At 33.6% G+C, this 13,113-nt stretch carries 15 protein-coding genes and 1 pseudogene; 15 read left to right on the top strand and 1 reads right to left on the bottom strand.

What is annotated here, in order from left to right:
• Nucleotides 1-26 precede the first annotated feature (26 nt).
• From ACFSO7_RS08815 to ACFSO7_RS08765, 11 genes and pseudogenes are all read left to right on the top strand, one after another.
• Nucleotides 27-347: a YciI family protein gene (locus tag ACFSO7_RS08815; RefSeq protein WP_377876931.1), complete on the top strand. Its 321-nt coding sequence runs from the start codon at nucleotides 27-29 to the stop codon at nucleotides 345-347.
• A gap of 224 nt (nucleotides 348-571) precedes the next feature.
• Nucleotides 572-1,288, top strand: coding sequence for a class I SAM-dependent methyltransferase (locus ACFSO7_RS08810; protein WP_377876930.1), 717 nt, complete (start codon nucleotides 572-574; stop codon nucleotides 1,286-1,288).
• A gap of 345 nt (nucleotides 1,289-1,633) precedes the next feature.
• Nucleotides 1,634-2,116 carry a DUF2975 domain-containing protein gene (locus tag ACFSO7_RS08805; protein ID WP_377876929.1) on the top strand — a complete coding sequence of 161 codons (483 nt, stop codon included), beginning with the start codon at nucleotides 1,634-1,636 and terminating at the stop codon, nucleotides 2,114-2,116.
• An 11-nt stretch (nucleotides 2,117-2,127) separates the two neighbouring features.
• Entirely contained in the window at nucleotides 2,128-2,343 is a 216-nt protein-coding gene (locus ACFSO7_RS08800) for a helix-turn-helix domain-containing protein (RefSeq protein WP_017153334.1), read from the top strand.
• A gap of 47 nt (nucleotides 2,344-2,390) precedes the next feature.
• On the top strand, nucleotides 2,391-3,635 hold the full coding sequence (locus tag ACFSO7_RS08795; RefSeq protein ID WP_377876928.1) for a DUF4153 domain-containing protein: 1,245 nt from the start codon (nucleotides 2,391-2,393) through the stop codon (nucleotides 3,633-3,635).
• 518 nt (nucleotides 3,636-4,153) lie between these two features.
• Nucleotides 4,154-4,882 carry a DinB family protein gene (locus ACFSO7_RS08790; protein ID WP_377876927.1) on the top strand — a complete coding sequence of 243 codons (729 nt, stop codon included), beginning with the start codon at nucleotides 4,154-4,156 and terminating at the stop codon, nucleotides 4,880-4,882.
• Between the two features lie 130 nt (nucleotides 4,883-5,012).
• On the top strand, nucleotides 5,013-5,111 hold the full coding sequence (locus tag ACFSO7_RS08785; RefSeq protein ID WP_377876926.1) for a putative holin-like toxin: 99 nt from the start codon (nucleotides 5,013-5,015) through the stop codon (nucleotides 5,109-5,111).
• Nucleotides 5,112-5,496: 385 nt separating this feature from the next.
• Nucleotides 5,497-6,393, top strand: coding sequence for a GNAT family N-acetyltransferase (locus ACFSO7_RS08780; RefSeq protein WP_377876925.1), 897 nt, complete (start codon nucleotides 5,497-5,499; stop codon nucleotides 6,391-6,393).
• Nucleotides 6,394-6,482: 89 nt separating this feature from the next.
• Nucleotides 6,483-6,812 (top strand): DUF1904 family protein, encoded by a 330-nt coding sequence (locus ACFSO7_RS08775; protein WP_377876924.1) that lies wholly within the window; start codon nucleotides 6,483-6,485, stop codon nucleotides 6,810-6,812.
• Nucleotides 6,813-6,911: 99 nt separating this feature from the next.
• A pseudogene (locus ACFSO7_RS08770) lies at nucleotides 6,912-7,267 on the top strand (cupin).
• Nucleotides 7,268-7,466: 199 nt separating this feature from the next.
• Nucleotides 7,467-8,270, top strand: a complete 804-nt coding sequence (locus ACFSO7_RS08765; RefSeq protein ID WP_377876923.1) for a GNAT family N-acetyltransferase — start codon at nucleotides 7,467-7,469, stop codon at nucleotides 8,268-8,270.
• Between the two features lie 201 nt (nucleotides 8,271-8,471).
• On the opposite strand, the gene ACFSO7_RS08760 is transcribed toward ACFSO7_RS08765, so the two are convergent.
• The gene (locus ACFSO7_RS08760) at nucleotides 8,472-9,065 is read right to left on the bottom strand and encodes a dienelactone hydrolase family protein (protein ID WP_377876922.1); all 594 of its coding nucleotides are present in this window, start codon (nucleotides 9,063-9,065) and stop codon (nucleotides 8,472-8,474) included.
• A 282-nt stretch (nucleotides 9,066-9,347) separates the two neighbouring features.
• Between ACFSO7_RS08760 and ACFSO7_RS08755 the strand changes: the two genes are divergently transcribed.
• From ACFSO7_RS08755 to ACFSO7_RS08740, 4 genes are all read left to right on the top strand, one after another.
• Entirely contained in the window at nucleotides 9,348-9,857 is a 510-nt protein-coding gene (locus ACFSO7_RS08755; RefSeq protein ID WP_377876921.1) for a hemerythrin domain-containing protein, read from the top strand.
• A gap of 329 nt (nucleotides 9,858-10,186) precedes the next feature.
• A complete protein-coding gene (locus ACFSO7_RS08750; protein ID WP_377876920.1) occupies nucleotides 10,187-10,759 on the top strand; it encodes an RNA polymerase sigma factor in 573 nt (190 codons plus the stop codon).
• Complete coding sequence (locus ACFSO7_RS08745) at nucleotides 10,749-11,873, top strand: hypothetical protein (RefSeq protein ID WP_377876919.1); 1,125 nt, start codon at nucleotides 10,749-10,751, stop codon at nucleotides 11,871-11,873. The genes ACFSO7_RS08750 and ACFSO7_RS08745 overlap by 11 nt, the downstream gene beginning before the upstream one ends.
• Nucleotides 11,874-12,229: 356 nt before the next feature.
• Nucleotides 12,230-12,832: a class I SAM-dependent methyltransferase gene (locus ACFSO7_RS08740; protein ID WP_377876918.1), complete on the top strand. Its 603-nt coding sequence runs from the start codon at nucleotides 12,230-12,232 to the stop codon at nucleotides 12,830-12,832.
• The last annotated feature ends 281 nt before the right edge of the window (nucleotides 12,833-13,113 follow it).

The raw sequence follows: 13,113 nt of genomic DNA, 5'->3' as shown, positions 1-13,113 counted from the left end.
TCCATTTGCAAAAGGGAGGATTATCTATGCAGAAATATATTGCAATTTTAAAAGATAAGAAAAAAGGAGAACTAACAAGGGAATTATTAAACAAACACGTAAAACATTTGCAAAACCTTGCCAAGGAGTCAAATCTCTTTATTTGTGGACCATTTAAGGATAATGATAAGGCAATTCAAATATTAATCTGCAACACAATTGATGAGGCAATAACTCTTGTTGAAAGTGACCCATTTATTAAAGAGGGATATTATGGTACATATGAAGTAAATGAATTAATTGAAGCAAACGAAAATAATAATTGGTTAATGGACGTACCTCAAACGAAAGAAAATTTAACTGATTAAAAATAGTATTTTTGAACAAAAGGGGGCTATTCTGCTTGAAGGAGAATAGCCATTCTTATTGAAGTAAAGGAGCAGGATAGTTACAGATATTCTATACTATATTGAAGGATTTTAGCCAAATTCGGCGAATATGAATCAGTAGATTTAGAGGGATATTGAAAGACATAAGTACATTGCTAAACTATAAAAAAGTACTAAGTATGATATAGAAAGTAGGTAATTAAATGATTCCGTTAGTCTATGACCAAATTAATCACTGGGGCAAAGACGATGAATTCTTTTTAAGTGTTTTAAAAAATAGTAAATGTAAAAAAATAGCTGATTTGGGCTGTGGAACAGGAAGATTGACTTCTCATTTTGCTAAAGCAGGATATCATATTACAGCTGTGGACCCGAATGAAGAAGCAATTGAATATGCGAAAAATAAAAATTATCCAGGCGAGGTGACATGGCTTGTTGGTGATAGTTCAAAATTACAAACTAATGCGTTTGATGCTGTAATTATGACAGCAAACGTTGCGCAAGTTTTTCTGACAGATAAAAGTTGGCAATACGTCATTTCAGACGCGTATCAAGCATTAAAACCTGGAGGACATTTTATTTTTGATACACGTAACCCCTTAGCAAGAGTGTGGGAACAGTGGGAAAAAGATTTGACTCCTGATGTTGCAACAAATCAAGAAACTGGTGAGCCACTTGAAATTTGGACAGAATACGAGGGGTTTGTGAACGGTGTTTTTATGTTTTATGAAACTGTGAAAAATGCACGAACAGATGAAGTACTAATTCAAAAAAAAATGCAATTAAAATTCCGAACACAAGAAGAAATCCATGAATCATTGCAACAAGTAGGGTTTTCACAAATCCAAGTTTATGGCGACTGGGAGTTTAAACATGCTACTGCAGAAACCAAATCATTTATTTTCCACAGTGTAAAATAATTATTAGGGATCTTTGGCTTGAATACTTGCCATAAAGATTTGAACCGTGTGGATAGCCTAAAAACGTTACACGGAGATCCGGCTGCAATTCAGAATAGTGGTATTTCACAAAAAGATCGACAGGGTGGTCGCATTTTTTAGGTACTATAGGAGCAGGTTAGCTGGACAAGTTATAAATTTAATGGTTTAAAGTTATAGAGCATTTCTTTGAATGAGGAATGCTCTTTATTTTTGTTTAAACTAAAATCGTACAATAAAAATGTTATATAAATTAATAAAATTTTATTGTAAAACGATAAAATATATATTAAAATCAGAATCAATAAGTTAAGTGAGGTGCTATTTATGGAAAAAGTAACAACGTTGTTTTTAAAAATAGCTGTAATTCTTTTAGGAGTCCCAGTTCTTGCTCTGTGTATCTTTTTGGTGCCTGAGATAGCGAATCTTGCAGCAAAATTGCTTCCTGAGTTTGCTTTTATAAAATATCTCGTTTTCATCGTTTTTGATGCATCGGCGATACCTTATTACTTTGCTTTGTATCAGGCTTTCAAACTCTTACGCTATATTGACAAAAATAACGCTTTCTCTGATTTATCTGTAAAAGCTTTAAAGAAAATTAAATACTGTGCCATCACAATCAGTATTTTGCATGTGCTAGTTTTGCCGCTTTTCTATATCTTTGCGGAAGTAGACGACGCACCAGGAGTTATCTTTGTCGGATTGGTTGTTCCTTTTGCTTCGATGGTTATCGCAGTCTTTGCGGCCGTTCTCCAAAAACTTTTAAAAGAAGCAATCAATATCAAATCAGAAAATGATTTAACGGTTTGAGGTGAATGACAATGGCAATTATTATTAATATTGATGTGATGTTAGCGAAAAGGAAAATGAGCGTAACAGAACTTTCGGAGAAGGTTGGAATAACAATGGCGAACCTTTCTATATTGAAAAATGGAAAGGCAAAGGCGATTCGATTATCCACATTAGAGGCAATTTGTAAGGCTTTAGAATGTCAGCCTGGAGATATTTTGGAATACAAAAGTGACGAAGACAGTTAAAAATTATGCAGGAAACTTAATATAACAATTATAGAGGAGGTATAACTATGGATATTAACAATTTGATTATTGAAAATATTGCTGACCCTCATGAGTTGGAGAGAATGTATCGAAAAGACCCGAAAGCTTTTAAAAAGTCATTCTCACACGCATGGGACCAAAAACCTGATTCTCAGGTTCTTGGTGTTTGGTATGAAAGATTGCATTTCAAAGAGTCTGGAAATACTGAAAAATCTTCCTTGCTTCAAAAAGGTTTCTTATTCATGGGCATTTTAGCCATTCTGGCCGGGATAAGCACCAGGATCATTTTCCATTTTGTCGAACAGGAAGCAATTGCTCCAATTAACCTGGCTTTCGGTATAATTCCTTTTATTGCTGCCTATTTTATTTACAATAATACTCCGAAAAAAAGTGTTATTTTTTCTCTTGCAGCGATGTTCCTAATTTCCGGGTTATATCTTAATATGTTGCCATTAGATTATAAAGACAGTATTATTCTTGCTTATTTACACCTTCCCATATTTTTGTGGGTATTGGTAGGGCTTGCATTTACAGGAAATGAATATCGGGAAGGCAGTACAAGATTAGCCTATATTAAATTTAATTTAGAATATTGTATTCTCTACGCCAGCATGGCAGTTAGCGGAATGGTACTAGCAGCATTAACCATGCAGTTATTTAGCTTTGTTGGCTTGGATATAGAAGACTTCTATTTTAGTAATGTTGTCTTATTTGGTGCTGCTGCTCTCGCTATTGTGGCTGCATATTTAGTATCAATGAATCTTAAACTTGCTAAGAATATTACACCATATATAGCTAAAATTTTTAGTCCTCTTGTCCTGGTCACATTGTTGGTTTATCTTATAACGGTTATATGGGTCGGAAAAAATCCATTCTTGGACCGCAATTTCTTGATAGCCTTCAACGGAATACTCCTTGGTGTATTGGCCGTTACCATATTTTCCATTATCGAGAGCGACTCAGACGGGAAAAAGACCATTTCAGATTATATAAATTTTGCCTTAATTGTTCTTGCGCTTATTATTGACAGTGTGGCTTTGTCAGCCATCGTGTTCAGACTTTCTTCTTATGGGATTACGCCTAATAGACTTGCTGTTTTAGGAGTAAACATACTCATCTGGGCAAATCTAATTTGGATTATGCTCTCCTATATGCGTTTTCTACAAAACAAATCCGGACCTTCAACTATCCAAGATGCCGTTACTAAGTATTTGCCGATCTACGGACTTTGGGCAGCTATCGTTACATTTACTTTTCCTATAATTTATTAATTAGAAATGCTCTGTTAATGTAACGAAAAGCTAATCTTCTATAACGTGTTAAATCCTTAGAGCCGATATTATGCAGCTTTTATACAGAGTTGCATAGTTTTGGCTTATTTTAATTACTAAAGTTAAAAAGAGGGAATGGCGATCTATATTCTCCAAAAAGGGTTGAAAAACTAACGGGAATGACTCTAGAAAATTAGATAAAGGTTGGAGAAATCTCGACTAAATGTAGAGACAGAGGAACACCAACATCTTAAGGAAACGGGGAACTTATTCCCAAAAGTTACTATAAACAAGAAAAACTTCGGGCTTGAGTGGATTGCTTTAACTATTTGAACTGATGAAGATCTTTTACTTACCAATGGTCACACAGTAGGCTCAATCATCTTTTCAACTAATGAAGTAGTTTAATTAAAGATTAAAGACATAATCATTTGTATAATTGTAATTGGAAAGAAGGGTTCAGGAGCGACTAAATCGAAGTATTTATTAAGAACAGAATTGGAAATGAGTTGATTTTAATGGATATAAGTCAACGAAAGGCATGGAATGAACATCATAAGATTTTAACAGAAATAATATTAAAACCTACTGAACACTCACGAGCAATTCAATTATTCTTATCTCAGCATTCGTTGTTACATTCATCTTCTCTCAATAAAACTGCTCAAGTTACACTGGAAGATGAATTATTGAAGAATTTAAATGAAACAACCTTTAGACATTATCCAGTACCCAATCCTGATACAAAAAATTCGATTGCCTGGCATTTATGGCATATCTCCCGAATTGAAGATATGACGATGAATATTTTACTTGCTAATGAACAACAAGTTCTTTTTGCAGAGTGTTGGCTTGAAAAAATGAATATAGGATTTGTTCACTCTGGCAATGATATGAGTGAAAAGGAAATTGCCTTAATAAGTTCAGAAATTGATATTAATGTTTTATTAGACTATAGAACAGCGGTTAGTAAACAAACTCGTCAAGTTGTATCTTCATTACGACCTGGGCAATTAAAGGAAAAAGTGGAACAAAAAAGAATTACACGACTATTTCAAGAAAATGCTGTTTCTCAAAATTCAAAATGGTTAGCCGATTACTGGAGTAAAAAAAACATAGCAGGGTTAATATTGATGCCTGCGACAAGACATATTTTTTTACATCTGAATAAGTGTATTAGGATAAAGGATAGATTACATAAAGCTGCAAGCAAGAGACACAGTGAAGAATACAATTTAAAAGCCTAAAGATAGGTTTATCACGGGAGATTTAATCAAACGTACATTCGCATTATGAGGGAGTTTGTGGTATAATTTAGAAGTACAGTTATATGCTGGGTGGGCAGTGGCACTTCCTTAAAGAAGGGAGGTGACGCTGATGTTTACTGTTTACGAAGGAATCAGTCTCATGATTGGTTTTGCTAGTTTAATCGTTGCAGTAATCGCAGTTGGTATTTCTTCTAGTAAAAAGAAATAACCCACCCCGCTCTGGCAAAGTAGGTGGATTATTTCGCCCTCTGGCCACTGCACTAACTGCAGTAAGCTGTATAAAGAGCTTCCAGTTACAGCTGGAGCTCTTTTTTAGTATATGTTTATCTATTAAAATTATAATCAAAGTTCCAAATAAAGTAAAGGGCAATTGAACTGCTACCTGTGGCGAAACATTGCCATTAAAACGATTCAAAGGCGCTGTTCATATTAAAATTCCAAAGAGGAAACGATCAAATTTTATAACGGATAATGGTACTAGAAGAACTATAGATTTTTATACTTAAAATAACTTTGTTCTTTGATGAAATTTAGAAAGAAATATTTCAAAATAAATTGGACTTATCTAAAATATTGTAAAGGTGGGGAAATAAATGAAGATTGAGGCTTTGAATAGTGAAAGGATAGCGGATTTTATTAATTATTGCAAGAAACATAGACAAGAGGTAGACGACTCATTTCTTTATGACGAGGATTTAAAGGAATTTGAACCTAATGATGAAAATCTTACATATATTATTTCGGATACAAATGGGGAGATAATAGCGGCAGCTTCATTAATAATGACGGATTATTTTAGAAGAGGTAGAAAAGCACGTTTTAGAATTTTTCATTCGGAAATTCAGGAAATAGATTGCTATAAGTCGCTCATGCAAGCTCTTTTAAGTCATACTGGTGGTCTTGATAAGTTATTTATCTTTATTCCTACAACGGATAAAAAAGTAATGGAGTTCATTGAAAAATTGAATTTTACTGTAGAGAGATATTCCTTCATGCTTGTAAAAGAGAACTTAGTAGTATCGGGTTATAGCTTACCAGATGAATATGTCCTACGGTCTTTTATACCGGGAAATGATGAAGAAATATGGTGTGAAATTCGAAATGCAGGATTTGCAAAGCTTAAGGGAAGTGAAACACCAATCACTCCTGAAATGGTTACGAAAATGGTACTGAGCAAGGAATATATAGAAGGCGGAATGATGATCTTATTCCATAGGGACAAACCTGTTGGCATTGTAAGGGGATCGGTAGACGAATATGAGGGAGAACCAATCATGAGTATCGGACCGCTTGCTATTATTCCGGAGTATCAAGGTAGAGGATTAGGAAGAGTGTTATTAAGGGCTGCCCTACATTTTGCCAAAGAAAAATCCTTTAAAAGAGCTGTTCTATCTGTTAATGGTGAGAATGAGAGAGCAAAAGCATTATATATTCAAGAGGGCTTCAAACAAGTTGAAGCCGTTACATGTTATGAATTTCATTTGAACTAGTTATAAAGGAGAAAAATAGTTTAATAGATCGAAAAGGTTAAATGTACTTAAAAAGACACTAATTTTTCAATTATATTGGAGGAAGCCAAATGCCACAATTAATTATTAAAGGAATAACCGTTAATCAAGTGAAAAAAATAAGTACACCATTGGTCCAAGAATTAGCTGTTCTGTGTAATTGTGAAAAGGACAATTTCACATTAGAAATCATCCCCTCTACATTTGTTTTTAATCAAGAGGAGGTACCAGGATTTCCATTCATAGAAGTGAAATGGTTTGACCGTGGCCAGGAGATTCAGGATGAATTTGCAAAAATTACAACAAAACACATTCATTCACTTGGTATTGATGAGGTGGAAATCGCCTTTACAGTATTTTTAGAGTCTGCATATTATTTGAACGGGAAAAAATTTAAATAATAATGAGTACATAATTTTAAACTATGTGAGCTAAAAGACTTGAAGTTAAGAGAAGAGTGCCAATATTAATCAAATATTTCTATTTACAGGAGGTTAAATATGGAATTTTATAGATTTAACAAAGAGAGCGGTAAAATGATTTCAAAATTCAATTCGGATTTTATTATGTCAGTATAATTCAAACAAGTAAACCAACTCACATTGGATGTATGCACTTAGATGAAAATGGTATCGTAGGCTATCATCAAGCAGTAGTGTCGCAACTTCTTTTGGTATTGAACGGAGAGGGTTATATCCGCAATGAAAAGGATGAATATTTTAAAGTTGAGTCTGGGGATGCTGTCTTTTGGGAAAAAGATGAATGGCACGAAACGAAAACAAATGTAGGGTTAACTGCTATTGTCATTGAAAGTGAAGAATTGACTCCTGAGTTATTTATGCCGTTAAAGAGATAGGCGTTATTCTGTAGTTCATACTCAAAAGGACTCACTGTAGAGGTTTTTTGAACGGCAATAAAATTGATCTTTTCTATGTATACGTAAAGTAGCAGTAACACAACACCGTTAAGCAATAATTATTTAAGAGTAAAAAGTGTGGTGTCCATTTTCATAGTATAGAGTAATTTTAAAATATTTTTTAACAGGAGCACGTGAAATGAACTATGATTTTCAGAAATGCAACAAAAGTGAATTAAAAGATATGATCCAAGAATATGTATCTACCTTACAATCGCCAATTGATTCATTTTTTGAGGAACGAATTTTAAGCTCTATCTTTTATAAAATCAATGTCAACGAAGACGTAATTGGCTATTTTGCGATATTAAATGAAGATTTGCTGACACAATTTTTTCTAAAGGTTCCTATGTATAGCAAAAGCCGCGAGGTATTAGAACATGTTCTTTCATCCCATTCGATTTCATCAATATTTGTTCCAACAAGCGATGAGTTTTTGTTAAGTACCGTCCTAGATCTAGATTTCAAGATGACTAAACAAGCATATTTTTTCCAAGACAGCAAAATTCCGAGTAAAAAAGAGAAATTATTTGCAGGCGGTAAATTAAGACAAGCTTCGCATAGTGATGCAGAGCGCATTATTGAAGTTAGTCAGGATTTTTTTGATCGATTAAATGATCGAATTGCAGCTGGTGAGATTTTTGTTTTTATGAATGAAAATCATCTACTAGGTGCAGGAATCATCGAAAAAAGTATGTTGCAAAAGGGTTATGCAAGTGTTGGTATGTTTGTAAATGAGGAACATAGAAAGCAAGGAATCGGTCGAACTATTATAAATAATTTAAAAGAATGGTGCTATCTTAATGACTTAATACCCATTTGTGGCTGTTGGTATTACAATACGAATTCTAAGTTAACTCTAGAAAGTGCTGGAATGGTTTCGAAAACTAGATTATTAAAATTTCAAGTAGTGAAAGATCGAATCGAATCAGAAAGTATTTGAATGATTATAAAACAAAATCAAACATTTCAAATTTGGTGTAGTCGAAGGTGCCATTCACAATGAGATTGTTAGGAGAAAACGATTTCCCGGTGTATGTACCTTTCATTTAATTGAAATTTACTTAATAAAAATTGCTCAAACGTTCATCTCTTTGATGTGTGAACTATTGGAATATCAATGGTTCTCACATCAAAGAGATGTTCAATGTTTAAGAAAAAAATCAACCATTTTGCTAAATGCTAGTTGTGCTGATTTTACATTATATTTAGAAGAGTATGGGTCACTAAATCCATGTTGTCCGTAAAATTTATGTATCTTAATATTCTTTACTTCTAGGCATGAAATTAACTCATCAACGTTAAATGATTGTTCCTTTTCCGGAAAGAATAACATTGCAGGACATTGTGGATCTATTTCTATATAATTCCTAATTCGTGAACCATAGTATCCGACAATTCCATCGAGACATTCTTCCTGACTACACAACCAAGCAATCGTTGCCCCAACACTAAACCCGATAATATATATTTTTTTATATTTACCTTCAATTTCTAATAATACACTTTTAATTTTATCATAGGCATTGTTAAAACCTATGTTTTCCATAAAATTAAGGTAAGCAACTTTCTCTTGTGAATAATCATAAGCTGCTTCTTGTCTTAATAAATTAGGGCAAATTACATCAAACCCTTGTTCTGATAACGAGTGACAGATATGATTTATATGCTGATTAATTCCATAAATTTCATGAACGACAATGATTAAAGTGTCTGATTTAATGTGTATGTTTATCATTTTATACCCCTTATTATCCCTTTTTTCACATTATACAATTAGTATAAACTGTATCGTTATTTCTTTCATACAGTATAAATTCAATTGTAAAACTAGACTGGATGTTACTGGATGTAAACAACAATTCTCCTAAGGCTACTGGACGTACCAATGCTTTTTGTGTGATTACTATCACAAAAAAATCAACTCTTTTGGCGTATGCTTTGAGTAGTTTAATAAATTATGCCACAGCCATATTTTCCTTTTTGAAGTATAGTGAAGCGATTGTGGAGGGATTTGACGATGAAGGTTACAAACGTTGTATTAAGTGCTCCACTGCAACAATTAATAGATGAGCATGTTTCGTTAAGAGCAGATATGAATTGTTTTTTTGAGATCACTGAAGAGATCGAATTCGAGTCAGGCCCTGTTGTGGCTCAATTATTTACGAAATTGTACCAGCAAATTTTTGCTTTCAATGATAAGCTAAAGGCACATTCCGAACGAGAAGAAGAAGGGTTGTTCCCTTTGATAGGACGCCACCTCGGAGAATCGGACAGAACAATCGAAATGATGGAATTTGAACATGAGAAAGTAGAGCAGCATCTACGGGATTTTCTAACAGAAGCTGAAAGTAAAGGATCAACCATTGATGAAAATGACGCAAAATGGATTACCGTATATGCCGTTCAAGCTTATGCTACCTTAATACAACACTTCGCTAACGAAGAAAAAGTGTTGTTTCCATTGGCGGAGAACATTTTATCGGTTGACGAGATGGAGATTCTTCATCAATTTCTACAAAAACGATAAGCATCGCCTTCAAACTTTCAGATAACCGCTATTATTTAGGAGCGGTTTTTTTGGTTTAGGCTGTTTTCTTTTAAGGTATTTATCCCCCAAAAAACAGTAAAACCTTCGTCTAACCCTATCCCAGCTTAATCTTGAATTTCCTCATTTTTTTCTCCTTCCTCAAGCCTTATCATTATATTCACAACCCGTTAAACTGAAAGAAGAGAATATTAGGAATTACGTCAAAAGGTACTTTTACATAAAAAACTTTTTTATTTATTCAAAAAGTGAAACCAAACAAACCATTTATTTCGTTTACTATATGTAATCACTTGAAAGAGGAGGTCCCCATGAATAAAGACCAAGAGTTAATAAAAAAAATAAGGAGCGGAGATAAAGAATCATTTAGCGTGCTTGTGAAGAATCTTCTGCCAACTGCTTTTAAAACCTCGTTCTTAATTCTTAAATCAAAAGAACATGCAGAAGATGCCATACAAAATGCCTTAGAGGGTGCTTATATAAGTATTATGAAGAATAAAGAGATAACGAATTTTCGTGCATGGTTTTTCAGTCTAGTTTATTCTCGTTCGATAGACATTTATAGAAAGATTAACCGTCGTATACATAATGATATTGAGCATGCAGAAGTTCAAGTAACTGATAGTGATCCATCGGCACAGCAGGTTGTGATTCAAAAGGAAAATAAGGCGGAAGTGATCGGATATATCATGAAATTGAAAAGAGAACAGAGTTTGCCTCTTTATCTCCATTACTATGAAAATCTGACCGTAAAGGAAGTTTCTCTCATTCTTGGAGAAAATGAAAATACCGTCAAAACAAGAATGAAACGCGGAAAACAACAGTTGGCGCAAATCATGAAGCAATCTCATATTTTACAGGAGGTAAAGGTGAATGGCATATAAGAACGAAGATTTTCAATCATTGAATGACTTAATGGTCCCTCATTCTCTGGAAACATTCATTAATGATTTGCCTAACCGTTATGAGAATGGAGAGATTGACCATAAGATAGAAGTACAAGTGGAGAAAGACTGGATCGATTTTACTCATCGTGTAAAAAAGGACAAAAGGAAGACCAGCAATAAAGTTGTTTATTTTTCTATCGTAATCGCTGCCTCTTTTTGTCTCTTTATTGGAGCAGCATTCACATCTCCAACTGTTGCAAGAATAGCTGCAGCCATCCCTTATTTACATTTAGTATTTGAAAAGAAAATAGAAGCAAAACCTTTGATTTCGGAAATAAACGAAGCACTTTTCGAAAACGGTGATTTTAGCCCTTCCAATATTGTTGTAAGTGTAAATAATACAAAACAAGAAGTCACCGTTGCTGTACTTGACACAGAGGAATATTTTGCTGAGGTAAAAGAGACCCTCCAATCCATTGTCGAAGAGGTAACTAAGAGAAATCATAAACATTTTACTGTAAAGATAGTTAATGACCCTGAAACAGGGAAATTCTTTAAAGATTCAATGCTAAACCCACCAGAAGAAGATCAGGAGTTTGAACAAGTCTCAGCGATCGTAGAAGACGTGTTACAATCATATGGCTATAGCAAAGGTGGATTTGGCGTTCGATTAGGTAGAATTGATCTGGAAAATATCCCTAATACAGAAACAAGAGTTAAAGAGATCAAAACTGCTATAATAGAAGCTTTAAGAAGTGAGAATAAGGGAGAATACGAGGTCAAGGTGCATCTTTTTGACCAAAAGGCAAGAGAACGAGAAGGAAAGTTTCTGCCTATCTACCATACGATACATGAGGGGTTAACCGCTAAAACAGAATTCTACCAATTTGATAGTGTAGGCTATTCAAGTAAAAAAGATTATTTTTATATAGAAGTCCGCACTACAGTTCCATCCACATATAAAGACATTGAAGGAGTAGTCAACAAACTTGCTCAAACCATCCAAGAGTTTTTAGATTCATCTGAAGTCAAACATCAGATTCAAGAAGAACCATACAAAATCGTCATTATTAGCACTGATAAAAAGGAATTGAAAGTGATACAAAATTAGCTCGCTTTTGCTAAGCATTGATTAGATTTGACACCCATTCTTTTATAAAGAAGGGTGTTTTTTTATGGAATACTAAATGTATTTTTTCTCACTAAAAAATAACGGAATACGCAGTGCTTCAGCTTCTTCTATCTGTTGAGCATGTGATCAATTGGAAAAAGGTTTCAAAAAATAGTTAATAACTAACGTTTGTTAGTTATAGTGAATTTATATTAACGGTTGCTAGAGGATCCATAATCTATTAGACGATATATTAGTTGCTCTTAGACTTCCGATGATGGTCAAGCGTTTATATTAATTTTAGAAGTGAGTACAACTATTGATTATGAAAAAATGTACAAAAATTAAGAGGTATTATGTTTCAAATTTGGCTAGGAAATCAGTTGAAAAAGCCTAATGGTTTTCTTTCAACATGGATTGGAAAGTATATGGAAAAGGGAAACTATGAAATAAATAATTGGACATTTAATTTGTTAGATATTAGGGGAAATGAAAGTATTTTGGAGATTGGAATTGGTAATGGCTCCACTTTAAATAGAGTTGCACATCATAAAACTAATGGAAAAAATTACGGAGTCGATATTTCTAAAGAAATGGTTAGGGCAGCAAGAAAATTAAACCAAAATTTTATTGAAACGGGCCAAATGGATGTAAAACAGTCTGATATAGAGGATTTACCTTTTGACAATGATATTTTTGACAAGATTTATACTGTTCATACGATATATTTTTGGAATGATTTAGACAAGGGGTTGAGAGAAATCTTTCGGTTGTTAAAACCAAATGGGACGCTATTTATTTCCTTCACGGATAAATCCCATTTGAAAAAGATGAAACGCACACAAAACTTTAATTTAGTGGATAACCAGGAGTTAGAAGATAGATTAAAAATGAATCATTTTAGAGAAATCAAAATACATAATAAAGGTGCACACTGGTGTATTGAAGCAAAGAAGTAGGAAGAATAACTGGGACATTTACATGAATGCTATGTGGTAAACGGAATGTAAATTTCTAGATGTCGTTATCGTTAACGATTAATGACTTAAACTTATTAACTATTAAATCGTTTTCTAGTAGCAGAATTATTCAGACTAGATTCTGAAATCCTTATTTTTATCAACCCTAGATAACCAAAATATGAGATTTAGTACAATGGATCGTCAAAATGACGATCCTATTTGTACTTGTAAACATTTTCGTAGATGTGGTTAAGGATGAAGTAACTTTTGTATACCTG

This window comes from Bacillus sp. CGMCC 1.16607 (assembly GCF_042683745.1).
Taxonomy (GTDB): Bacteria; Bacillota; Bacilli; order Bacillales; family Cytobacillaceae; genus Pseudoneobacillus.
Note: the sequence above shows the minus strand (reverse complement) of the source record. Positions and strands in the feature narration are given on the sequence as shown.